This is a genomic window from Clostridium bornimense (assembly GCF_000577895.1).
Lineage (GTDB): Bacteria > Bacillota > Clostridia > Clostridiales > Clostridiaceae > Clostridium_AN > Clostridium_AN bornimense.
This window is the reverse complement of record NZ_HG917869.1, coordinates 55,060-79,750: the sequence shown is the minus strand read 5'-3', so window position 1 is coordinate 79,750 and position 24,691 is coordinate 55,060. Positions and strand designations below refer to the sequence as shown.

At 28.6% G+C, this 24,691-nt stretch carries 20 protein-coding genes; 1 reads left to right on the top strand and 19 read right to left on the bottom strand.

From position 1 onward, the window contains the following. Window positions 1-182: 182 nt before the first annotated feature. Together CM240_RS13715 and CM240_RS13710 are read right to left on the bottom strand one after the other, a co-directional pair. Window positions 183-821 carry an HXXEE domain-containing protein gene (locus CM240_RS13715; protein WP_044040080.1) on the bottom strand — a complete coding sequence of 213 codons (639 nt, stop codon included), beginning with the start codon at window positions 819-821 and terminating at the stop codon, window positions 183-185. A 3-nt stretch (window positions 822-824) separates the two neighbouring features. Then, window positions 825-1,208: an HXXEE domain-containing protein gene (locus tag CM240_RS13710; RefSeq protein ID WP_084485528.1), complete on the bottom strand. Its 384-nt coding sequence runs from the start codon at window positions 1,206-1,208 to the stop codon at window positions 825-827. Between the two features lie 35 nt (window positions 1,209-1,243). On the opposite strand from CM240_RS13710, the gene CM240_RS13705 reads away from it, so the two are divergent. Next, the gene (locus CM240_RS13705; protein WP_044040079.1) at window positions 1,244-1,813 is read left to right on the top strand and encodes a TetR/AcrR family transcriptional regulator; all 570 of its coding nucleotides are present in this window, start codon (window positions 1,244-1,246) and stop codon (window positions 1,811-1,813) included. 257 nt (window positions 1,814-2,070) lie between these two features. Here the strand turns inward: CM240_RS13705 and CM240_RS16970 are convergent, their stop codons facing one another. The 17 genes from CM240_RS16970 to CM240_RS13620 all read right to left on the bottom strand — a co-directional run bounded on the left by CM240_RS16970 (window position 2,071) and on the right by CM240_RS13620 (window position 24,550). After that, window positions 2,071-4,137 carry a family 43 glycosylhydrolase gene (locus CM240_RS16970; protein WP_051483865.1) on the bottom strand — a complete coding sequence of 689 codons (2,067 nt, stop codon included), beginning with the start codon at window positions 4,135-4,137 and terminating at the stop codon, window positions 2,071-2,073. Window positions 4,138-4,209: 72 nt separating this feature from the next. Beyond that, window positions 4,210-5,895 carry an endo-1,4-beta-xylanase gene (locus CM240_RS17600; protein ID WP_051483864.1) on the bottom strand — a complete coding sequence of 562 codons (1,686 nt, stop codon included), beginning with the start codon at window positions 5,893-5,895 and terminating at the stop codon, window positions 4,210-4,212. 61 nt (window positions 5,896-5,956) lie between these two features. After that, window positions 5,957-7,741, bottom strand: a complete 1,785-nt coding sequence (gene xynC, locus CM240_RS13690; protein ID WP_084485524.1) for a glucuronoarabinoxylan endo-1,4-beta-xylanase XynC — start codon at window positions 7,739-7,741, stop codon at window positions 5,957-5,959. Window positions 7,742-8,257: 516 nt separating this feature from the next. Then, window positions 8,258-9,895, bottom strand: a complete 1,638-nt coding sequence (locus CM240_RS13685) for a cellulase family glycosylhydrolase (protein ID WP_051483863.1) — start codon at window positions 9,893-9,895, stop codon at window positions 8,258-8,260. Between the two features lie 418 nt (window positions 9,896-10,313). Continuing rightward, window positions 10,314-12,821, bottom strand: coding sequence for an ABC transporter permease (locus CM240_RS13680; RefSeq protein ID WP_044040078.1), 2,508 nt, complete (start codon window positions 12,819-12,821; stop codon window positions 10,314-10,316). An 18-nt stretch (window positions 12,822-12,839) separates the two neighbouring features. Then, on the bottom strand, window positions 12,840-13,544 hold the full coding sequence (locus CM240_RS13675; protein ID WP_044040077.1) for an ABC transporter ATP-binding protein: 705 nt from the start codon (window positions 13,542-13,544) through the stop codon (window positions 12,840-12,842). 187 nt (window positions 13,545-13,731) lie between these two features. Continuing rightward, the gene (locus CM240_RS13670) at window positions 13,732-14,733 is read right to left on the bottom strand and encodes a DUF4179 domain-containing protein (protein ID WP_044040076.1); all 1,002 of its coding nucleotides are present in this window, start codon (window positions 14,731-14,733) and stop codon (window positions 13,732-13,734) included. Window positions 14,734-14,735: 2 nt separating this feature from the next. Continuing rightward, complete coding sequence (locus CM240_RS13665) at window positions 14,736-15,251, bottom strand: sigma-70 family RNA polymerase sigma factor (protein ID WP_044040075.1); 516 nt, start codon at window positions 15,249-15,251, stop codon at window positions 14,736-14,738. Between the two features lie 1,083 nt (window positions 15,252-16,334). Then, complete coding sequence (locus CM240_RS13655) at window positions 16,335-16,877, bottom strand: NUDIX hydrolase (RefSeq protein ID WP_044040074.1); 543 nt, start codon at window positions 16,875-16,877, stop codon at window positions 16,335-16,337. A 22-nt stretch (window positions 16,878-16,899) separates the two neighbouring features. Continuing rightward, complete coding sequence (locus CM240_RS13650) at window positions 16,900-17,325, bottom strand: hypothetical protein (protein WP_044040073.1); 426 nt, start codon at window positions 17,323-17,325, stop codon at window positions 16,900-16,902. 236 nt (window positions 17,326-17,561) lie between these two features. Next, window positions 17,562-18,209, bottom strand: a complete 648-nt coding sequence (locus CM240_RS13645) for a hypothetical protein (protein WP_044040072.1) — start codon at window positions 18,207-18,209, stop codon at window positions 17,562-17,564. A 200-nt stretch (window positions 18,210-18,409) separates the two neighbouring features. Continuing rightward, window positions 18,410-19,135 carry a hypothetical protein gene (locus tag CM240_RS13640; protein WP_044040071.1) on the bottom strand — a complete coding sequence of 242 codons (726 nt, stop codon included), beginning with the start codon at window positions 19,133-19,135 and terminating at the stop codon, window positions 18,410-18,412. Window positions 19,136-19,176: 41 nt separating this feature from the next. Then, a complete protein-coding gene (locus CM240_RS16960) occupies window positions 19,177-20,859 on the bottom strand; it encodes a M4 family metallopeptidase (RefSeq protein ID WP_051483861.1) in 1,683 nt (560 codons plus the stop codon). A 306-nt stretch (window positions 20,860-21,165) separates the two neighbouring features. Next, window positions 21,166-21,291 (bottom strand): hypothetical protein, encoded by a 126-nt coding sequence (locus tag CM240_RS18160; RefSeq protein ID WP_278246589.1) that lies wholly within the window; start codon window positions 21,289-21,291, stop codon window positions 21,166-21,168. A gap of 37 nt (window positions 21,292-21,328) precedes the next feature. Further along, window positions 21,329-22,915 carry an oligosaccharide flippase family protein gene (locus CM240_RS13630; RefSeq protein ID WP_044040070.1) on the bottom strand — a complete coding sequence of 529 codons (1,587 nt, stop codon included), beginning with the start codon at window positions 22,913-22,915 and terminating at the stop codon, window positions 21,329-21,331. An 89-nt stretch (window positions 22,916-23,004) separates the two neighbouring features. Further along, window positions 23,005-23,589: a hypothetical protein gene (locus CM240_RS13625; protein ID WP_044040069.1), complete on the bottom strand. Its 585-nt coding sequence runs from the start codon at window positions 23,587-23,589 to the stop codon at window positions 23,005-23,007. An 88-nt stretch (window positions 23,590-23,677) separates the two neighbouring features. Beyond that, entirely contained in the window at window positions 23,678-24,550 is an 873-nt protein-coding gene (locus CM240_RS13620) for an SPL family radical SAM protein (RefSeq protein WP_044040068.1), read from the bottom strand. Between the last annotated feature and the right edge of the window lie 141 nt (window positions 24,551-24,691).

The window sequence follows — 24,691 nt, the reverse complement described above, 5'->3', positions numbered from 1 at the left end:
AATTTTTGTAAACTGGAATAATTATTACTGTTTCACTTTTGTTTAATTTTCACTCTATCGACCTATGGTGTTTTTTTATATGTATTCTATGTGTGTTTTTATATTAAAAAAGAAAGGATTCGAAAATAATTGAATCCTCTCTTTTTGCACATAAGAAGTGCATAAACAATATACATCAATTTCTATTTTTTAAATTTATTCATTTCAACTTCATCAAATGGATAAGGAGAATTTACATCTTCAAATGTCTTATTAATAATGATACGTACAACAACAACATACCATAAAACCATGATAACTGTACCTATTAAATAATCCCATCCACTAGCTAAATTGTGTACCGTAATATAATATATATAGCATATTGCTATTGGTACATGCCCAAATAAAACAGCTGCTAGTCCCGCATTGTAGAATTTTTTTAATACTATATTATTATAAATTCCATGCATAAGAAGTTGAGCTACACCACCAAATAAAATTGGTGCAAGACCAAACCAAATTACATCTGGAAAAAATATTGGTGGTAAATATAATACTATTGCAGTTACCCAGTTAGTTAAAAAAGCTGACATTTGATTAAGTGGGTATCTGTCAGGTGCAGGACTGTTTTTGCAAGCAAATATCGTATTGCAAAACTTAGGAAACCCGCCTGGAAAACCAAATTCTTCAAAGAAGTGAAAATTGATTACTGCAAAGTTTAATACAGCTAGCCCTTGTAGAAAGCTCATATCTTTCCAAAATATAATAGCACCAATAAGTACAACTATTCCAATACCTAAGCTTATATTATAAAAATGTCTTAGTAAAAATTTTTTCATAATTTATACATCTCCATATTTAAGTTTATTTACAATAAAGAACATGTAGTAAATACTTATAGGAACAAATAAGAAAATTACTGATGCTAATCCAGGATTATACCAAGTCTTCATACCTTTATTCATTTTTAAACCATGACCTATTAATTGGAACAAATTAAAGAACATAGTTCCAAGCCCAAGCCAAATAATTTTAGGAAAAATTATTGCAGATATATAAAAGATATATGCTAAATTATTTACAATCATAGCTGATTGCATATTTCCAGGATAATTACGATAATTAACTTTTTCACCAAAGTTAGCTTTATTAATTACTACAGGTCCACCACCAGGTAGTACATATTCTTCAAATTGATGAACTAGTAAAGCCATAAAACTAAACATAAGTTAAACTGTCGGATTTTAGAGAGGCGAAGAAGATGAATAAACAACCAGAAAAATGTAAAGTAACGAAAGATAATTTATTAGAGGCATTTTGGAAAGTATATAAAGAGAAATCATTGTATAAGATAAAAATTAAAGATATAACAGATATAGCTGGATATAATCGTAGTACATTTTATGAATATTTTCTTAATATTGATAATTTGCTTGAATATGCTGAAGAAACACTTATAAATGAAATAATTGAAGAATTAGATAATACAATTGATAATTTAAATTCAGAAGAACTTATTGCAAAGGTAGCACAAGTATATGAGTATTATGGGTATTATCTAAGTATATTACTTGGTGATAATGGCGATCCTTCTTTTGCACAAAAATATAAATCAGCAGTTAAATCATTATTTATTAAAAAATTTAATTTAGAAGAAAATGATTTAAGAATTGATATTCTATGTGAATATAGTTTTGGTGCAATTTTATCAACTGTTATTTACTGGTATAACAATAATAAACCTTTTTCAGCAGAGAAATTAGCATCATTGTTACATAGTTTAATGACAAAGGGGATATTTTCAGTATTAAATAAATGTTCGCAGTATTAATATATTATGAACAAATTATATAATAACCATACCTTATAATTTAAATTATATGATATGGTTATTTTTATTATAAAATTATCACAAAGTTAGCTAACATAGCCTAATAAAAAAGTCCTATGCCTTTACACATAGAACTTCTTCTATTCTTTCTAATTCACTTTCTATAAACATCTACATCTTTACGGAATCAATCTTTTCCTATCTCTTGTAATAAGAGTAGCTTCTCTTACATTTTCTAACCCTAAAATTTTTATTCATTAACTAAATTGCCATCCAGCTACGTGATAACCTTCTCCACGGAATACAAAGTACAAATCATGAACATTTGATACACTCTTATTAAGAGTAACTTCTACTTTCTTATAACTATCTTCATTTGAATCAGAAGCAAGTGTTACAGTTAATTTCTTAACATTTGATCCAAAGTCTACAGATTTAACTCCTAGCCAATCCCCAGTATGAATAGAGTCAATAACCATAGATTTTTGAGAATTAGAATACTTTGTCTTTAACCCACCATTCCATGCCATTGTTGATGCATTAGTATATTGACGTCCATTTAAGTTACTTACGCTATTTGTAATTCCTTTATAAGTTCCTTTTGCACTCATTGTCTTATTACTAGTATTTACTGTTAGTTCATCTATTTGAAGGGAACGATATCCTGCAGTAGAATTATATGCTGCTTTTTCTAAAACTACTGTATGGTATAGTATATAGTATTTGCCTTTAAATTCGAAAATCTTATGATGATTATTTCCACCTAAACCATTAAATTGAGATCCTGTACTTGCAAACACTTCTCCTTTTTGTTGCCATCCAGTCATAGGATTTTTGCTTGTCATTAAATATATTGCACCTTTATTGGTTGTAGTAGTACTAAAGTTTGTACAATATGTATAGTAATAAGTATCTCCAATTTTATTTATCTCACTATCTTCAAATAAAGATGCAGGACTCATTTTAACAGGATTTCCAGCAAGACTAATCATATCACTACCAAGTTTTACGACTCTTGCTGTTCCTGGATTATTCTTATCTTTTCCATCAGTTCCACCACCAAAGTAAAGATATCCTGTACCATCATCATCTACTAATACTGCTGGATCGAATAACCAAGGGACTTCTGAACCAGAACATCCTGGAGTACTTCTTGAAATTAATTCTGAAGATCTTGGAGATTTCCAAGGACCAGTTGGAGAATCAGCTGTTAAAACGCCTATTCCGTTAGCTCCATTTGCAAAATACAAGAAAAATTTATAGGATCCATTAATCTTTTTCTTAGCTATTGAAGGTGCCCATGCATTATTTGCCCATCCAGTCACAGATTTTACATCTATTTCCCCTTCATCTCTCCAGTTAACTAAATCTTCAGAAGATATTACTTTTAATGTATGTGTACTATAACTATTATTCTTTGCTTTACCATTTGAATCAAATGTAATTTTATCTCCTGTACCATAAACATATAATCTTCCATTATATTCAACACAAGTAGGATCTGCTGCAAAACTTTGTGTTATTAGTGGGTTCCCCCCTAATGTACCATTGAATTCTTTAAAACTCTTAGTTAATTTTAAAGATGATGTATCTTTATTTTGAGTAGTTGTTGGTGTAAATGGATCTTCTGTATTACTGGTTTTAAATCCAGAACCAGTTACCGGAACTGTTACAATTTTATTGCTAGATGAATTTGCTTTATCTACATATACCTCTATAGAACCAAGTTTATTGCTACTATTACTTGTAGTATTGTCATTAGTTGTATTATCACTACTATTTGATTTTATAGCTTCAAATTTCCATTGTTGATTCTTTTTATCTTTTCCGTATTTCCATTGAAGGACATTTGTTCCATCTGCAGTACCCTTTCTTTCTGCATCTAATACTCTTTTTCCATTACTACTCTTAGTTGCAATAGTATATACTCCTTTACTTGAAGTAGTATCTATAGTAAATTGTTGTGACTTTCCGGAATATCCATCATATATTTGTATATTAGCTCCATCTTTATTTTCTCCACATTCTACATCAAGCATATAGTTACCTAAGTCACTTTTTAATGTAACATAACCATTACCTACATTCTTTAAATACCATTTTTGTCCCTTCACTCCTGAACCTTTACCTAGCTCAACATTTTGTGAATTTTTACCCTTGTTATCTTTTACTTGAAGATATTTTTGTGCATTTACATTTTTAATATAGTACCATCCATCATCTAAAGTCTTACTTGATACTGCCATTACAATATCCGGTATGCCATCTAATAGCCCAATTAGCATACAAAGCACACAAAAAATACTTATAATTATTTTTTTCATATATCATCCCTCTTTTTATAACATTACAATTATTGCCGTGAATTTTATTAATCTTCACGGCAATACTAAAAATTAATAAGTAGAACTTGCTTCTATTACTGAATAATAAGCTTTCTTAGGATTATCTAAATCTGAGAATAATAATGGAGAAACATCCTTTATCCAAGAAGTCTTATCAGAAAGCCCCCAATATGTTAATCCTGTTATATTAGCACCACTTTTCTTTTTACTAATTAACATCTTCATTAAATCAGAATAGTACTTAGCTTGTTCTTGCTCCTTAGCACTAATACTATTACCTTTTCCAATTGAAACATCTAATTCTGTAACTTGAATTTCAAATCCTGCATTAGTAAATTTTTGAACTGCTTCTTCAACATATGATATACTTGGCCATGTTAATCCTAAATGAGATTGCATACCAACACCATCACAAACTTTACCATTAGAATTTATATATGAAATCATACTTACAATTTTATCTGCTACTTGATATGTATTATAGTCATTGTAGAATAACTTTACCTTGCTACTAACGTTATATTCTTTTAATATATCATTTGCAAATTGGAAAGCTTTCTTAACATAAGTTGGTTTTGTTCCTTCGTCACCATAAATTCTTGTCCAATCGCTTGTACCACTATCGGAATTATGTAAATATTCATTTACTACATCCCATGCATATACAACACTACCATTACTACTAGAATAAACATGTGTCATAATATTCTTTATATAATATTCTAAACGAGCATCCATTACAGATTTACTTACATAACCTTTACTATTATCAAAATTACTCTTAAAGAACCATGATGGAGTTTGTTTATGCCATACAAGAGTATGGAATCTTACACTTAAGTTATTATCCTTAGCTATTTTTAATGCTTTATCAATATTAGTGTAGTTTATTTCAGGAACATATTGTTCTGTATATCCACTTGGTATGATATATCCTTTTTTCTTTGCTTCTGCCACTGTTATCTTTTTTGCACTAGATCCTAATAAAGCATCTGGCTTCATTTCATTTTCCATAGTTATACTATTATAATGTTTTTTAATAAAATCCAATGATTTTGAATCTTGTAATTGCGCAAGCGTTACTGCTGAACCAACTTTACCAAATATGTTGCCATAAGCTCCCTTTAAATTATCTTTTGAAACAGTTGTAGTATTATTGTTGCTATTTGTGTTATTGTCATTTGTATTACTGCTACTTGACTTTATAACTTCAAATTTCCATTGTTGATTCTTTTTATCTTTCCCATATTTCCATTGAAGGACATTTGTTCCATCGGCAGTACCCTTTCTTTCTGCATCTAATACTCTTTTTCCATTACTACTCTTTGTTGCAATAGTATATACTCCCTTACTTGAAGTAGTATCTATAGTAAATTGTTGTGACTTTCCGGAATATCCATCATATATTTGTATATTAGCTCCATCTTTATTTTCTCCACATTCTACATCAAGCATATAGTTACCTAAGTCACTTTTTAATGTAACATAACCATTACCTACATTCTTTAAATACCATTTTTGTCCCTTTGCACCTGAACCTTTACCTATCTCAACATTTTGTGAATTTTTACCCTTATTATCTTTTACTTGTAAATATTTCTGTGCATTTACATTTTTAATATAGTACCATCCATCATCTAAAGTTTTACTTGATGATGCTAATACACTATAAGATATTCCATCTAAGAATCCTATTAACATAAGCATAGTACATAATATACTTATAATTTTCTTCATATCATTTATCCTCCTAAATCAACTTTTTATATTTTTTAATAAATATCTTTTATTTCTTAAATTACTTCACTTCTTCAAATTTCCATTGTTGATTCTTTTTATCTTTTCCATAAGCCCATTGAAGTACATTTGTTCCATCGGCAGTTCCCTTTTTCTCAGCATCTAACACTTTTGTTCCATTACTACTCTTAGTTGCAATAGTATATACTCCTTTACTTGAAGTAGTATCTATAGTAAATTGTTGTGCTTTTCCAGAATATCCATCATATATTTGTACATTTGTTCCGTTTTTATTCTCTCCATTTGCTACATCTACCATATAATTACCTAAACCACTCTTTAATGTAACGTATCCATTACCTACATTTTTCAAATACCATTTTTGTCCCTTTGCTCCTGATCCTTTACCTAATTCAACATTTTGTGCATTTTTGCCTTTATTATTTTTAACTTGAAGATATTTTTGTGCATTTACATTTTTAATGTAATACCATCCATCTTTTAATGTTGCATTTTCATTATTATTGGTATTGTTGTCGTTATTACTTGTATTATTATTGTTGTTATTGTTGCCTGTTGTAGATGATAAGTCACATACAAATGTTGAAACACTATTAGCTGGAAGATTAGCCCAGAATCCGTTGCTATCAGCTTTTAAATTTGATGTTTTTGCTAAATTCTCATTTCCTGAAGTTCTATATCTATCTACCTTTTTGATATTTCCGTTATTTACTACAAATTTTTGATTTACATCTGATGATCCTTTATTAATTGCCACAATAACTGCCTTATTATCGCCTGTATATGCTGATACAGTGACATTAGTACTAGGATTTTCAGTTGCTCCAACTCTTATATAACCGGGACGTACAAACTTTGAAAATTGTGCCATACAATAACCACGTTTACTTATTGTTCCATCTTCCTTCATAGGTCCATAACTTCTACGTATATACCACCATGTATAAGTTTGGAATCCATTAGTTAAAGCTTTATTCATATGATATGAAACCTCTAATGCTTCTGGCCATTTGTCTGCTGAGCTGCTACTATTTGGATGATATACTTCTGTCATCCATAATTCTTTGCCATTTCCTTTTTCTTCGAAAAGAGGGTAAGCAAAATTATTGTAACTTGTACCATATAAATGTGCACCAAGAATATCCATATTAGCTAATGCTTTTGAATCTTTTAGTATAGGATCTGACATACTTTTGTTATATGAAAAAGATTCTGGTGCAATTACTTTACAATTAATTGATCCTGCATAATTTTTCATAAAATTTAAAACTTCATCAGCTGTCCACCATGTCCAATCATGTCCATAATCTGGCTCATTTGCTATAGAAATTGCATAAAGGTCAACCCCATTATTCTTCATATATGTAACAAAATCATTAAGATGCTTTGCATAATCAGCATATTTATCATGCCTAAGTCTTTTTGCTTTCTTTCCATCTTTCGTAAAAGTTTCAGTCATACTACTTGGTGGATTCCATGGAGTGGCAAAAACTATAGCCCCTTTTGCAATTGCTGATTTAGCTGTTGCTACTTCTTTATACCAATTATCTTTGTTATCATCTACATAAATTCTTAGTACAGAAAAACCTAACTGATTTTCACCATTACCAAATGCTGTATTTCTTTGTGACTCTGTTAAGTCACCAGCCCAAGAAGGATGATTCATACCTCCAAATCCTCGAATTGTCTGATATTTTTTTGATAAGTTTATTGTTGCATCGTTAGCTGCAAATACCTCAACTGGTGACAATGTTGTTAATCCCATAGATATTGCCATTATCCCTGCCAATAATTTAGTAGTGGTTTTTTTCAATTTTAAAAACATTCAATCATCTCCTTTTTTTATCTTCCAATCGATTAATCTCAGCCAATTAATCAAGAAATGTTTTCTTTATGTTACTATTATAAAAGGATTTTTATGTGTTTTTTGTGAATTTGTCGTAAAAACGGTTTTTTTGTTCTTAAATGCATAGTTTTATATCTTTGCAATTTTACTTTTTAATACTCTTGGAGATTTTTAGCATATTTTTGCGAGATTTTATTTATTTTAATTAATATGATCGTCACATAAAAAATTAACGCCAATATACTTATAGGTAAATTTTAAGATATAAAAATCACATATTAACTAATGTCAATATGCTCCGAAAACTATATACAAAAAATCACCACTACTTAACTAGAACAGATACCGATATGAGATTTTACTTTATATACAGCACCTGAAAAACATATATGATTTATCAACTACATAGAAAAAAGGAGAGACTTCAATTAATTTTGAATCCTCTCCTTTTATTCATAACAAATTACTTTTGATATAACTTTATTCTAATTAAAATTATTCTGCTAATTCAAACTTCCATTGTTGACACTTGTGTCCATTATTCTCCCATTGTTGTACATTTGCTTTATTAGCCTTACTAGCATTTTTTACTTCTACTAAAGATTCACCTTTTGTAACTTTAGTTCCAATAGTATATTTATTAGTTCCAACTTTAGTTATAATAAATTGTTGGTTGTTACCACCGTTATCTTTGTATATACATATGTTAGTACCATCTTTTTTACTCTTACCTTCAACATCTAAAACTTTGTTCTTATCTCCAACTTGTGATACTAATTTATAATATCCATCTCCTAAAGCTACAACTTTAAACTTTTGAGCGTTTTCACCATTACCTTTATGTTGTTGAACATTAGTACCATTTTTATCTTTTCCATTATATACATCTAGATACATATTACTGTTTATGTTCTTAATATAGTACACTCCACCGTCAATTAAACCATTCTCATCTGTTGTAGTACTACTGCTTGAATCGTCATTAGTATTATACTTGTCATATGTACTTATTAATGCTTTTTGTATATCTTCATGGTACCATGTTAAATCATTTCTATTGAAAATACCAAAAGTTTCGCCTTCATTAACCTTAGAATAGTTATTATCCCACCAAATACATGGTATATTTCTAGTTGTAGCTACTTCTATGAAATCTTTTGCATGTTGTACTCTATCTGAATCATTACCTTTATTTATAGAACCAAATTCACCAATTACTACTGGAATACCTTTTGCAACAAACTTGTTGTAATATCTATCAAATTCTGCTTCTAATTCTGCTTTATCTGTAGAAGAATTCCACGAACTTGTTCCACTAGCATTCATAGCAAAGTTATATGGTGAATATGCATGGATAGACACTATTAAATTATCATCATCTGGAAGAACTAAATCATTAAGAGCTACCTCTAATCCCGTTGCTGCATTTGTAGGCATCATTACTGCTCTTTTAGCATTATTTCCACCAGTACTTCTTATTGCTTCTAGGGCAACCTTATTATATGAATTTATTACTGTTCTAGTTTCAGTAGTTCCACCATTCCACTCTTCTGCACTTCCTTGAACTCTTGGTTCATTTAAAGTCTCAAATATTAATTTATCATCATAGCTTTTAAAACGAGTAGCTATTTGAGTCCATAATTTTTCAAGCTTTGGCTCTACTTCTGATTGACTACTATAAGTTGGAACAATCCAATCATCATGATGAGTATTTAATACAACATATAAATCATTATCTATACAATAATCTACTACTTCTTGTACTCTATCCATCCATGCTTCATCAACGGTATAGCTTGATGCTGAACCCATATGTTGTCCCCAACTTACTGGAATTCTTACTGTTTTAAATCCAGCTTCCTTTATTTTATTAATCATCGCCTTTGTTGTCTTAGGATTTCCCCATGCTGTTTCATAACTTGTAGGATCTCCATTATTCCCCAACCATGTTCCTGTTGAATCTAAAGAATTTCCTAAATTCCAGCCTACCCCCATATCCTTAACTACTTCTTTTGCAGTTTTCATTTGAGCAGCTTGAGCTTTTTCTCCATTCCCCATCAATGCTCCTCCAGACAGCATCATAACCATCGTGGTACATACTGCTGCCATTTTTAATATTCTTTTTTTGATCATAGAAGTTCCCCCTTATATAAACTTTGTTTTTCACAACTATCACTTAAGTATATCTTGTAACTTAATTTAAAAGATTTTCTTTATGCTAAAATTATAAAAAAATTTTTGTGTAATTTCTGTGAATTTGTCGTAAAAGAGGTTTTTTTGTTCCTGAACGTATACTTTTATATATTTACTATCTTATTTATTAATATACTTAGGAATTTTTAGCATATGTTTGCAAGACTCTATCTGTTCTAATTAATAAGTTTCTTGCATAAGAGATTAACGGCTATGTAATTATAATTCAAATAAATTACTAATTAAAAAAGAGGTTATCACAAACAAATTTTCATTTCATCCATATCTAGTGATATAATGCATTTGTTATTGCAACAGCCTCTTTTCATATTCTTTTCAATTTTATATAACGTACATTTTATTCCACACTTTTTAATGATTCAATCATGTCTATCTTTTTCAATTTACCACTCATCACTAAATTAACGATAATTGAAAATACAAAAGTTAAAATACCGCTAATAATATAGCTTATTACACGTATAGATCGTCCGAACATAATGGTATCGACTTCGGCGCATTGAATTACATATTGATGTAATAATGAACCTATTAAAAAACCAAATATTATTCCAATTATAGTCAGTATAATATTTTCACGATATACATATGATGATACTTCTTTATCATAAAAACCTAACACTTTCAATGTTGCTAGTTCACGTTGACGTTCCGCAATATTTATATTATTCAAATTATATAAAACTACAAAAGCTAATAATCCCGCTGATAATACTAAAATATATACTACTAAATTTAAAGAACCTAGCATATCATCAATACTTTTTACGATATCAGAAGTAAATGAAACTCCCTTCACTCCATCTAATTTTATTAATTTTTTCCCTAATGACTCTTCAAATTTTTCAGAGGTATCATTATAATTTACAAGGATCTGATTATATTCTGGTGTTTTCTTATATAAAGTATCGTATTGGCTCTCAGACATAAAAATATAATGTCCTAAATAGTTCTCATAAATAAATTTAATTTGAACTTCCACTATATCTTCACCACTTTTTATTTTTACAGTATCTCCAACGGAAACATTAAGCATCTTAGCAGTTTTTTCACTTATAGCCGCTCCTTCTTTAGGAAAATTATATTTCTCCTTTGTTTTACGACTCTGAAATATAAAATAGTCTTCAATATCTTCATAATTTGAAGGAACATTCATTGTAACATCAATAGATTTATCTTCACCTTTAAGTTCTATATTTTGACTATAAATTTTAAATGTTTCTTTAATACCATCATAATTATTTATCTCTGACATTAACTCTTTACTTTTCTCTTCTGAACCCTCAGTATCTATTGCTAAAATTGCATTATACTTTGTAAACTCTTTGAATTGATTTTTTGCAACAAAGGTTATAGAATCATGAAGCCCAAGTCCTACAAGAATTAACCCCATGCATCCGCCTATTCCTATAACAGTCATAAAGAAACGCTTTTTATATCTAAATAAATTTCTAATGGTTGATTTTCCTGTAAAACTTATATGAGACCATAAAAAATTAATTCTCTCTAAAAATACTCTTTTTCCACCCTTAGGTGCTTGTGGCCTCATAAGCTCAGAAGGCTTTGCCCTAAATTCCTTACTACATGCAGCTAGAGTTGCAACCCCATTGCAAAGCACATTAACAACTATTGCAAAAAGACCTTGTTCCCAATTTAACGGTATTACATAATCAGTTAACCCTGTATACATTATAGAATATGCATCCATTATCACAAAAGGTAGCAACTTCTCTCCTATAACTACACCTATTACCGAACCTAAAACTGTAGGTATCATTGCATAAGCAAAATATCTCATGGCAATAGTACTATTACTACAACCTAATGCTTTTAATGTACCAATTTGTTGACGTTGTTCTTCTACCATACGTGTCATAGCTGTAAGACTGACAAGAGCAGCTACAAGAAAAAATATAACAGGAAATACTTTTCCTATATTTGCAATCCTTTCAGCATCAGTATTAAAACTGGCTACAGATGAAATATCATTTCTATCTGTTATATACCATTGTGGTTTTTCTACTTTTGGTATATCTGTCACCAAATTAGTATCATATCCTATACTGTTTATTAGTTGATTATATATTTCATCATATCTACGTTGTACTGCATCATTTGAAATATCCTTAAGTTTTTCTTCTACAGAATCTACCTTATTTTTATAACTATCATCAAAGCTATCTAGTTCTTTTGCTCCCTTAACTTTTATGTATGCTTCAGTATATATTTCTTGCTTAAATACCTCTGGCATAACAACAACAAAACTATCTATGCTTCCATCCCCTATAGATCCAATTCCACGAGTAAAATCCATATACTGTGGTAAGTTTCCACTTCCCACAATCTTATAGGTATCATATTTCAACGAATTTGATATCTCTTCATCAGTACCAGAATAAAATGTTATTTTATCACCTATTTTACGTCCACTTTTCTCAAGATATTCAGTATCAACAAAACATTCATCTTCCTTATTTGGAAGTCTTCCTTCAATTACAGTAGGCTCATTTATCCCCTCTGTATATCCAATTAAATTTACTACTTGTTCTTTGTTATTCTCCTTATTTAAAACTTCTTTAGAGTAACTAGGAAAAACTTTTTCTATATCCATTACTTTACTTATATCTTCAATATCATCATCAGTAAGTCCAGCTGTACTTATTACTTTTATATCCATTAAGTTTTTTCCATCATAATAGCTTTCTGCTGAAAGTTCCATATCAAATTTACTAGACCTTATACCAGAAAAAAATGCAGCTCCCAGCATTACAATGAAAAATACTGAAATAAATCTACCTTTATTTTTCTTTATCTCACGAAAAAAATCACGTTGAAGCGCTTTCATTATTATTACCTCCAAGTACTACCATTCAATATCTTCTACAGATGTTGGATTTTCATTTGTTTCTATCTTTGCTACTTTACCATTTCTAACATGAATAACTCTATCTGCCATAGGAGTAATTGCAGTATTATGGGTAATAATTATAACAGTCATATTTTTTTCACGACAAGTATCTTGAAGTAACTTTAAAATTGCCTTTCCCGTTACATAATCAAGAGCACCAGTAGGCTCGTCACATAAAAGCAATTTAGGATTTTTAGCCAAAGCTCTCGCAATTGAAACCCTTTGTTGTTCTCCACCAGAAAGTTGAGCCGGAAAATTGTTAATTCTATCACCAAGGCCAACATCTTTTAATATCTCCATTGCATTTAAAGGCCTTTTACTAATCTGAAGAGCTAATTCTACATTCTCCAATGCAGTAAGATTTTGCATTAAGTTATAAAACTGAAAAACAAATCCTATATCCTCTCTTCTGTATTTCACTAGATTTTTACCACGTAATGAACTTATATCTTTTCCATCTACAATAACTTTTCCACTAGTAGCAGTATCCATGCCACCTAAAATATTTAAAACAGTAGTTTTACCAGCACCACTTGGTCCTACTACCACGACAAATTCACCTTTATTAATTTCAAATCCTATACCATCGGCAGCCTTTATAGAAACCTCTCCCATTTGATAACACTTTGTAACATCTTCTAAAACGACGTATTTATCCATTCTTCAACCTCCGAATTAAACATAACTATAATATAAACATCCTATTTACATACTATACTATATTATATTTCGTTTAATTTTATTAAATTTTCAACTAATTTTACAAATTGTTATTTATATCTATAATTTTTCTCATTAAAACATAAAGCAATGATATTTATATATAATTGCTTTATGTTTTAATCTATTATTTTATTTCTATCGTAAATTCTTCTCCCACCTGATGATAATTATCATTGATCTTACCACTTTTCTCAGAATATGCTACAGCATATGGAGTTAATACTAGCTTACTTGCATAAGCTGAAATTTCACTCTCATTTTTCATAACTCCATCATTTTTCCCTTCGTAACTACTATAAAAACTTACTTCATTGCCTAAATCATCATATCCTCTAAGAATTATATCATATGCTTCATCTTTATCTTTCATATCATAGTAAATCTTTGTCCCTACGTCATTACTTCTATACTCATTTAAAATTACTTTTTGCCCATTGTCCAATTTAAAAGAATTATTTAATTTTATATTTGTTGTTTTAGCTACTAATGTATCCCCACTAGCCTTAAATTCAAATTCCCATGGTCCTTTAATCTCCTCGCTATTTGAATTTTCTCTACTAAGTAATGCCTCTCTATACTTTATCTTTATATCTAGTTCTCCATTTGGCAAATCATCTTTTAAGTTATATTTTAAGATACTTTCCATAGTGTATTGGTCAATTTGTTCTTTACTTCCTTCAGCGCCTTCAGAAATCTTTTTACCATTAATATATACGTCACCAAATACTAATAAACTTTCATTACTTTCTATAGCCGTATCTATTTTTGTAGTAGTTGAAACTATTAGTTCATCCCTATCTAAAATAACTTCATTTAGTTGCACAGTTATGCCATTTTTAGTAACGGAACTATCAACTACTGTAGTATAGTCTTTTAAATTCTTATTTACACCAATATAATTACCGATATCAAAAGCCTCTAACCCAATATTAGCTAATACTCTTTCCCCAAAACTTGTCCCAGATAATGTTATTCCTATACTCCCTACAATCACTACTGTTATTGCTAGCTTTTTCAGTATACTATTCTTATTATTAACATTTTTATACCCTTCATTAACGGCATTATTAATAACCTCATCTAATCTTAAAGATACTTTTATATTATCAATATTTATATCATTCATTCTTATCTCGCCTCCATATGTACTTTTAATCTCTTTAAACTTCTACTCAATCTACTTTTTACTGCACCTACTGGCATATCAATTGTCGTTGAAATATCTTTAAGCGACATATCTTTTAAATATCTCATTACTATCAGTTCTCTTTCCTTGTCACTCAATTTTTCTAAAGCCCTTTGTATATCTTCCATATCATCAAACTCTTCATTTTCAGCAACTAATTTATTTTCATAATCTTTTATATCTACTGAAACAACCTTATTAGATTTTTTAATATAATCTTTACAAGTATTTATCGTAATTCGAGTAATCCACGTATTGAAATATTGAGGTTCTTTTAAACTACTAAGTGATTGTATAGCTTTTATTATAGATTCTTGAATACAATCTAATGCATCATCTTCATTTTTTAGATACATGAAAGCTACCTTATATAAACTTTCTTTTATCGGTTCCAATAACTTAATAAAACATTCTTTATCCCCTCTTATTGCTTTTTTTAATAATAGTTCATCAATCATTCAATATACTCCTCTCCGAATCGATTCATATAATAGACGATTCTCCTATCAAAAAGGTTCCATATTAATTTTATTCTAAATTTCAATATCCTTGATTTCCTTATCAACCTTTGTGGTACACTTTATTATAACTTTAAGTAAAAAAATCTATATTTTTCCTATAATGGGTTATAATATAAATATGGTCAGTTTTAGTAGTGATGAATTTCCTTGGTGTAGACTCTGTTGATAGTATAAAGTTTTCTTTGCTAATTCATATAAAGGAACTAAACCTGAAAATATGCCAAGATCTTATGGCAAAATAAGTATAGTTCAATAGCGACTCTATTTGGTTTTTGGATGACTACAACAACATTGATTATATATTTTAGTTGTTCAAATAAAAATGCAGCTATTAATGTATTTCTATATTTAGCAAGTATGAATTTTAACTTCTATTTTTTACAGAGTGTTTTTGAAATAATCAACTCACAATCTGGCGATGTGTATTTTATTAATTGGGGATTGTTAAATACCTATAACATTATTGCTTTGGCTTGTGCATTAGTTGGTTTTGTACTTTATTACTGGAATAAACAAAGTAAACTAAGCAGCTTACTGTACGCTTTACCAATAAGCGGATTACTTGCTGAAACAATTGGAGTAAGTATATATTTATACAATTATCACACTTTTCTAGGACAATTTGTTTTTGATTTTCTAAGTTTTATAGCCTTAGGTTACTGGTTCTATAAAAAAGCAAATAATAAGTTTCTTTATATAATTACAGTTATCATTGTATCTTCAATAGGATATTTTCTAGTTTATCATTCTTTTCTTTGAATTCGTTAAATATAATATTTATCATTAATGTTATAATAAAGTTTAGTTATAGCTAAATATTTGAATTAATGAACCAAATAATTAACATTGATTTAAAACAAATCCTATAAAAGTAATATAGCTTTAGTTATTTATTAACTATATAGAAAAAAGGAGACACTTCAATTAATTTTGAATCCTCTCCTTTTAGTTTTTTATTATTTTTAATTCTAAAACATATTAGTGCTATTGATATCGGGAAAATACTATAATAGCTATATATTAGAATAGTATTTTCTCTATTTCCTCTAAGCATATATAATTTTTAAATGTATTATCCCGTACTGCCTTAATACATTCTTCTAAATCCATCCATATAACTGAAGATACTTCTTCCTTTTGTAATGTTAAATTTTCAATATTTATATCATTTCTCTTCATTCTGTAAACCCTTGTTACTTGATTATCTCTAAATTCCTTACCATGAAATATTGCTTCATACCTTACTCTTCTAACATAGCACTGAACTAGTTCCTCCTGTGATGCTTCTATTCCAAGTTCCTCTCTTAGCTCTCTTATAGCTGAATTTAAATATCCATCTCCTGCTTTAATATGTCCCGCAGAAGATATATCATAGCACCCCGGATTAGAATCTTTATTGTCACTTCTTTTCTGAAGTAGGACATCTAAACCACCTTTATCATTATCTCTTACTATCCATAGATGAGAGGTTCTATGTAACAATCCTTTTGAATGAATCTCTTCTCTATCCCTTACTTCTCCTGTTGGTTCCCCATTTTCATCAACTATATCTAATAATTCCATACTATTTCTCCTTTAATTCACTCTATGAAAATTTAACATATTCTTTATTATAATTTCCCCACCAAGTACTTTTATTGTTTATAAAATAGAAAGTAGAAAATAATATCTCTCTTGCATTAAGCTTTACTACAATCTTTAAAAGTGCTTGGTCAAATTCAAAATATATTTTATCTGTTTCTTCTGGCTTTATACCTTGAATGAATACTATTTCCTCTTTAGTTAATTCTTTTTCTACTATCTTCCTTGCTTCATCATTTAGAGTAAAATAATAAAAATCAACATAGCAATTTTTCTTACCACTGTCTATCCACATTTCTTTAAAAAACTCTTCTGCTTCCTGCTCTGACAACGTTAATATTTCTGATTTATAATTATCAAAACCAAATAATATATCTTTTATATAAATTGCACCTTTATCTTTTAATTCTTCTAATGATAAAACATTCATCTTCTGTCCTCCAAACTTTTCTTAATAAATATGTGCTACATTTTTATTATGTCTCTTCTGTTGTAAAGAGTGTAATTTCTGCACTTCTAACCTTAATCTTTGCATTTCTATTAGGAATTCTATCATCTAATCCATTTAATTCTTATCATACTATATTTTCTCATTCTTTAATAGCTAATGATAAAGACTAAATAAAAAGCTATGCCTAAAATTAATAAGCATAGCTTTCTTATATATTATTTAAATTTCTCAGGAAATTGTTTTACTATTCCATCAATAAGCATATCTGCAAACATAATCATATGATCCTCACCTTTATCAAATGAATTTATATCTGCATTCCAGTCTTTATTTAATCTAGTCACCACTTGATCTGTAACAAACTGTAAATGCTTGTGCAACATATCTTCTAATTCTTCCTTTGAATAATTAGGATTGGCAGCACTTAAAAAATCTGATATTTCATCAGCATTTTTATACCATAACTTATTATACTTATCTAGGTTATCTTTGTCTCCACTTTTAGCAGCATTTGTAACTTCACCAGCAAGTTCTATATGTTCTCTAAGTAAAGTGGCAAGTTTATTCCCTGCTTCTTCTCCATAGTAAGGCTTAATTGAATTACCAATATCATCTTGATTTTTTAGCAATCTTTCTAATACCGGTCCCTTATCCTCCAATTCGCTTAAATCACTTACAATAAAACTTCTAGTCCATAAAACATGATCTATCCAAAGTTTTCTTTCCGCCATTCTTAATTGACAAGTAGCTTTATTATAAGGTACTTCTTTGATTTTATTACCAAAAGCTTCAGCCTTAGATGGCACTAAAATTAAAGATAATACAAATAATAAGATTAATGAATTCCTTAAAATCTTTTTCATTTCTATATATACTCCTTTAATATTATATCTTTATTTTAGTTTGTTCTAAGTTTTATTTATTATACAAAACACCTTCATTAGGCTATAAATCATAGAATTTATATTGAGCTATAACTACAAAAAGGAGAGGATTCAATTATAATTTTTGACTCCTCTCCTTTTGTACATAATAGTCCATCATTAATAATATCATCAATTTCTTAATTCACAGCTAATGGTACTTCCGATATCAATTTCCCATTTTCCGCGTCAATAAACATAACTTTGTCTTTTGTTGTATTTCTTATATTAGTATATCTTATCATCCATGCTACTTTTGCTGAATTATCTCTTTGTATATATACAACTTTTTCTCCTTGATACTTGGTTCCGATACCACTAGACGAGTATTTTTTTGCAACTTTAATTCCCTCTTTTTTGTTAATCTTATTGTTAAAACTAATATTAGATAGAGGCGTATACTTTCCTGATATAGATGTAGCTTGTCCTTTTTCATTTACTGTTACAATGATTTGATTTGAATATACTAAATATCCATTATGTATTTGCTGTAATCTATATATTACTTGACCTTCTTGCTTCGTTTCTTTATCTACTATAAATTCCTTAGCTGGATCAGAAATCCCCATCAAATCTTTTATATTATACAAAGAATGAATAGCATCTTTACCATTATTAATAGTCATATCTGTATACTTTCCATATATTGCTTTAACTGAACCATCTTCATTATAATATATAGTTGGATTTTTATTATCATTCAATATCTTTAAATAATCTATGTCATAAGATTTTATGTTTTCTAAATCATTAAAGTCATATGTTGTATATCTCTTTTTTTGCTCTTCACCAGTAGAGTTTTTATTATAGATAAATAAGCTTATACCAACTATTAAAATAATTAGAACAAGTCCATCAATAACCATCTTATTTCTAATAATATATCCTCCTTTAATTTATATATGTATTATTCTAAGGTCTTTACACTGATACCTACTTCATCAAATGCATTATTTATTATATCTAACTCTTCTGAACTCATACCTAAATTATTAGCTGCACTAGTTACTGCGATTCTACAATCTTGAAAATTAGCAGTGGAATTCATGATAAATAAAGAATTATAGAATAATTTTGCTAATTTGTCTTTATCAGATATACCATTTTCCCACATTAAATATGCAGCATGATTTAAAATACCACTATTTATATGAACGCCACCATTATCATATGTTGTATCATTAGGGTCTACATAATATTCACCACCAATTACACTTGGTTGATGTAACTCTTCAGGATTAGCCATACTTCTTATAGCTATATCTCCATTCTTCATAATGTCTTCTCCTACTAACCATTGTTCATCATCTTTTCCTTCAATTATATTTCCTAATATATCTGCATAAGATTCATTTAAGGCGCCGGACTCTCCTTGATATTCTAAACCAGCGGTATACTCCACTACTGCATGGGTATACTCATGTCCTACAACATCCAATGCACCAATAAGAGGTGTACATAACTGATAACCATCTCCAAAAATAAATTGTGAATTAGTTGATGACCAAAAAGCATTATCCAAGCCTCGCCAATTATATATATCTTTATAATGAATACTTGCTACTATTGAAGCACCTTTATTATCAAAAGATACTCTGTTAAATTTATTATAGTAATAATCATATACATGTCCAAAATTATGTATAGCTGATACCGCTACTGGATCATTCCAAGTATTATTTCTACTTGTTATCGGAATTCCTGGTATGTATCCAAGGTTAGCCTTGTATATTTTTATATTTCTTTCTGTATCAAATAACTCATAAAGTGTACTCATTAAAATATCTTTTTTATTAACATTAAATGTTTTAGTTTCTCCTTTTAAATCTACTCCTGTCCCTTGTTCAGCGCCTTTTGTTATTAATGATACTTCATTTACTAATTCCCCTGTTTTAGCATTAATAAAAGAGTTTACTGTATAAAGTTCTCCATTCTTAGCCCCTTCAACTGTAACTTTCCAACATAATGTTGGTTCTACATCATTCAATGAATATATAACTAATTCCTCATTATTAACTTTTGCATCACTTCCATATATTTTTGTAATGTAACTTGCAATATTCTCTTTACTAATTTCAGCATTTGTATCTACACTAACACCTTCTAAATAATTTCCTCCTACAGAAGTTGTATTTCCTTCCCCATCAGTAACTACCACAATTTCTCTTCCGTATAAAGGTATATCATTATATATTTGTTGTAATTTATATGATACTAAATCTCCAGTACTATTTACTTTTGATACCTCAAATTCATCTTCTGGATAATTTATTTTCATTAGTTTCTTAATGCTATTTATAGATTCTATGGCATCATCTTCATTCTCAACCTTTATATTAGTATAACTCCCATCTATAAACTTGCAACTATCTTCTTCGTCTAAATAAACCTCTGGAGCTTCTCCATTATTGATAGTTCCTAAATCTCTAGTATTAGAATATTCCTTAACTCCTTTCTCAAATATTGAACTAATATTAGTAGTTAAAAAATTTCCTCCTGACATAGCTTTTGCTGTACTACCATTGAATGTTACCATAATAGATAAACACACAGTAATAAGTGATAATAATCTTTTTGTTCTTTTTCCCATACAATTCCCTCCATCTACATTATTTCACTTTTATTATACCACTATTTTAATATTTTTACATATTATGGTTTATATTTCTTTTTTTTGAATTTTTTCTTCTGTAATAGCTTTTTATTTCTAAATTATCAAAAAATCCAATAAAATAAAAAAGAGAGAGTAAATATAACTTATTTATTCTCTCTTAAATACTATTTCAATTTTGCTTCTAACTCATTTAATATTGTTAAATTATAAATATATGAATTACTAACTTCATTTATAAAATCTGTTTTCTTTTCCTACTGTGATTTAATACCATCTAACATATTATGATAATTCATTACGTATCCCTTTAGATATTTCTTCTATTCTTGAAACACATGCCTCAGTTGATGCTAAACTCTTAGCTGAATCTATTTTTTCTCCTAAAAGAAATTCTAAATCTTTTCTCATTACCTCTGAACGATATAGTTCTCTAGTAACAAATGGCTTAGCAATAATACTTAGTGACTACTTTACTTTTAAGTATCTTTGGAAGCTTATCATATATCTTTGGTGAAATAGTGTCCAATTCATACTTTGTAATACCACCAATAAATAGCAATGCTAAAAAATATATTATTCCACCAACTGCTACTAATGATAACATTACTATCCCAACATTAACTCTTGTATAGTTATCCATTATGAAGTTATTTAACAACTTATATCTTATTAACACTAAAACAATCGTCATAATTATTGAAGCAATTAATGATCTTTTTCCTTGCTTTATAAGCGGTATTTTAACCTCAAAAGATTTTTCTAATTTAATATGATTTAAGTATGAAACTATTGCCAATGACACTATTGTAGAGATAACAGAGCCAATAACATTTATATTATCAATTCTAATAAGTATTAAATTTAATGCTGTTTTTATTAAAATAGATAAAAGTCCTACTGATATAATATACTTTAATTGATTTATACCTTGAATAATTATATTTTGTATTGTAGAAAAGGACATAAATACTAATGAAATAGCACCTATTATTAATATTTCGCCACCAAAATCCCTTCCATATAAAAACTTAAATATATCTTTAGCGAAAATCATAATACCGCATATTGATGGTATGGTAATAGTATAAATTAATTTATAACAATATGATGTTTGAACTATTAGCTGATCTTTATTTTTTTCAACATAACCTTTAATTATTTTAGGGAAAATACCAATCCCTAAAGAAGTTATTATTACTAACGGTATATTTACTATTGATAAGTAATATCCTAATGTAGCTATTTTCACATCACTATCAATTACAACTAAATTTTTAACTGCAAGTGTATCTATAATATTAGATAAATTTTGTATCGCTGCTATTAATACAAATGGTATCGTAGTTACCAATAACTTTTTTAAAATCTCATTATTATATGATTTCTTATATTTCTTTTTATATTCTGGATATCTTCTATTTAATGCATATTTAAGATATACTATTGCTCCAACTGCTCCTACCGTTGTACCAATAGTACCTCCTGCACTTCCAAAGGAAATAGATATTTTTATTAATATAGAAGCACAAATCAAACTAAAAATCACATTCAACACTTGTTCAATAATATTTGATATGCTAAGTTCATTTATATCATTATCTCCTTGAAAAAAGCCTCTATATGTAGTTAATATAGCTGCAAATAAAATTGCCGGCGCTAAAAAAATAATAACAATCATAACTTCTTTGCTTTTTGCAATGATAGAAAGTGGCTTCGAAAGTAAAACAAATAATATACTAACTATACCACCTAATATCATCAAAAACCTCTTTGACTCATTCAGCACTTCAAAAGTTCTACCTGATTTATTTGCCTTCTCCTCCACAACAAGCTTCGTGATTACAGGCTGAAACCCTAAACTAGTTATTGCAAATAAAAAAACAAAATAATTGTATCCAATATTGTATACTGCCACCCCTTTATCTTTTAGAATTAACGACAATATTGGCATATATATTGATGATAATAATTTCAATATAATACTTGATATAGAAAGAACTATTATTCCTCGTCCTATAGACTTTTCATTCATGGGATCCTCCATTTATCTTCATACTTTTTTATAATACATGATTATTTCCCGAGAAATAATTGCAGATATTTATATTTTTTACCTTCAATCTACATATCCCTGCGGAAAATAGACCTTTTTATCATAGAACCATCATCTATTTTATCTTCTCGATTTCTTTTAACAATTGAATTAGCAATGATATATATCATAATAAAGTAGAACAAAAATTTTATCGCTATAAATATAAAAACTTTCTTGTATAGATATGGCTTACCTTCTTCTGAATATTTATGAAACAGCTGATTTATTTCTTCTGTTACAGAAACTGATATCATTCTATTGAAATCTCTTTTATCATAAATAGTAGCACCTAAGTAGTATTTATCTACATAAGAACTTATAAACTTGTCTCCTGCTTGCGTAAAATCTCTATCTATATCTACACAATCTAATGCAATCATTGTCTCAACTGGTAATAGTGAATAATGTATATACCTATCACCTGCTTCTTCCTGTTGGTGCTCTTCTTTATATTTAAAATAATCTTTATAATCCCTGTATATCGAATCACGAATAGCATTAGGATTATCTTTGAAGTTAATATCAGATACAACACAATAAGAAACAGGTATCATAATTATTAATGTTATAATTAGAACTATCATGTTTTTTATATTAATAACTCTCCTCATAAATCTCTCCTTATATTCATAATATTAATATACTACCATTCGATACATATATTTACAACAAGTTAGTGAAATTGTTACTGCTTATAAGCTATATATCAAATTTTATCTGAACATTTCTCTTAGTATCTTCCAAGGTTCTCATATATTTAAAAACTTCATTTACACCACATATTATTTTATTTTTATAACAAGTTTCTCTTATAATCTTCATCAAATAATCACTATTTTTGCTTATTATCTCATATCTGTTACCATATTCTCTTATGTACCTTTCCTTTAATCCTTTGAAATGCAAATCCAACATTTTATAAAAATATTGGCGATTGCCATCCCTTAAGGTAAGACCAATATTAAAGACAATAATTCCCTTTACTTTAGCTTCTATACAATAGTCTAATATTCCCCTTATATTTTCTTCTGTATCATTAATATATGGTAAAATAGGTGCTAACCAAACTACTGTCGGTATCCCATTATCCCTCATTACTTTTAATACTTCAAATCGTTCCTTTGTAGTTGAAACATTAGGTTCAATAACCTTGCACAATCCTTCATCATATGTGGTTAATGTCATTTGCACAACACATTTACTTTTTTCATTAATTCTTTTTAGCAAATCTAAATCTCTTAGTATTCTATTGGACTTAGTGTGGATAGCTACTCCAAAACCGTACCTTTCAATGATCTCTAAACATCTTCGTGTATTTTTAATTCTTTCTTCTAAATGAATATATGGATCAGTCATTGCTCCAGTACCAATGATACATTTATTTCTCTTTCTTTTTAAACTAGCTTCTAATAACTCTGGCGCATTTACTTTCACTTCAATATCTTCAAATTTATGATTCATGCCATAACAATGACTTCTCGAGTCACAATATATACATCCGTGACTACACCCCCTATATACATTCATTCCATTATTACTAGAGAGAATCCCCTTTGCTATAACCTCATGCATATACTATAATTCCTTTCTAATCACATATTTATAAGGTTATTATATTAGAGTGAATATGACCGGTGTATGTCATGTTTACTAAAAAAATCTTTTTTAGTTCATATCTTATATAGATATTCTCTTACAAATTTTAAAAGGTAT

What these genes read in the sequence shown, in the direction of transcription:
- CM240_RS13715 (WP_044040080.1), bottom strand. Translation starts at nt 821, where the DNA reads ATGAAAAAATTTTTACTAAGACATTTTTATAATATAAGCTTAGGTATT.
- CM240_RS13710 (WP_084485528.1), bottom strand. Translation starts at nt 1,208, where the DNA reads ATGTTTAGTTTTATGGCTTTACTAGTTCATCAATTTGAAGAATATGTA.
- CM240_RS13705 (WP_044040079.1), top strand. Translation starts at nt 1,244, where the DNA reads ATGAATAAACAACCAGAAAAATGTAAAGTAACGAAAGATAATTTATTA.
- CM240_RS16970 (WP_051483865.1), bottom strand. Translation starts at nt 4,137, where the DNA reads ATGAAAAAAATAATTATAAGTATTTTTTGTGTGCTTTGTATGCTAATT.
- CM240_RS17600 (WP_051483864.1), bottom strand. Translation starts at nt 5,895, where the DNA reads ATGAAGAAAATTATAAGTATATTATGTACTATGCTTATGTTAATAGGA.
- xynC (WP_084485524.1), bottom strand. Translation starts at nt 7,741, where the DNA reads ATGTTTTTAAAATTGAAAAAAACCACTACTAAATTATTGGCAGGGATA.
- CM240_RS13685 (WP_051483863.1), bottom strand. Translation starts at nt 9,895, where the DNA reads ATGATCAAAAAAAGAATATTAAAAATGGCAGCAGTATGTACCACGATG.
- CM240_RS13680 (WP_044040078.1), bottom strand. Translation starts at nt 12,821, where the DNA reads ATGAAAGCGCTTCAACGTGATTTTTTTCGTGAGATAAAGAAAAATAAA.
- CM240_RS13675 (WP_044040077.1), bottom strand. Translation starts at nt 13,544, where the DNA reads ATGGATAAATACGTCGTTTTAGAAGATGTTACAAAGTGTTATCAAATG.
- CM240_RS13670 (WP_044040076.1), bottom strand. Translation starts at nt 14,733, where the DNA reads ATGAATGATATAAATATTGATAATATAAAAGTATCTTTAAGATTAGAT.
- CM240_RS13665 (WP_044040075.1), bottom strand. Translation starts at nt 15,251, where the DNA reads ATGATTGATGAACTATTATTAAAAAAAGCAATAAGAGGGGATAAAGAA.
- CM240_RS13655 (WP_044040074.1), bottom strand. Translation starts at nt 16,877, where the DNA reads ATGGAATTATTAGATATAGTTGATGAAAATGGGGAACCAACAGGAGAA.
- CM240_RS13650 (WP_044040073.1), bottom strand. Translation starts at nt 17,325, where the DNA reads ATGAATGTTTTATCATTAGAAGAATTAAAAGATAAAGGTGCAATTTAT.
- CM240_RS13645 (WP_044040072.1), bottom strand. Translation starts at nt 18,209, where the DNA reads ATGAAAAAGATTTTAAGGAATTCATTAATCTTATTATTTGTATTATCT.
- CM240_RS13640 (WP_044040071.1), bottom strand. Translation starts at nt 19,135, where the DNA reads ATGGTTATTGATGGACTTGTTCTAATTATTTTAATAGTTGGTATAAGC.
- CM240_RS16960 (WP_051483861.1), bottom strand. Translation starts at nt 20,859, where the DNA reads ATGGGAAAAAGAACAAAAAGATTATTATCACTTATTACTGTGTGTTTA.
- CM240_RS18160 (WP_278246589.1), bottom strand. Translation starts at nt 21,291, where the DNA reads ATGAGAAAAGATTTAGAATTTCTTTTAGGAGAAAAAATAGATTCAGCT.
- CM240_RS13630 (WP_044040070.1), bottom strand. Translation starts at nt 22,915, where the DNA reads ATGAATGAAAAGTCTATAGGACGAGGAATAATAGTTCTTTCTATATCA.
- CM240_RS13625 (WP_044040069.1), bottom strand. Translation starts at nt 23,589, where the DNA reads ATGAGGAGAGTTATTAATATAAAAAACATGATAGTTCTAATTATAACA.
- CM240_RS13620 (WP_044040068.1), bottom strand. Translation starts at nt 24,550, where the DNA reads ATGCATGAGGTTATAGCAAAGGGGATTCTCTCTAGTAATAATGGAATG.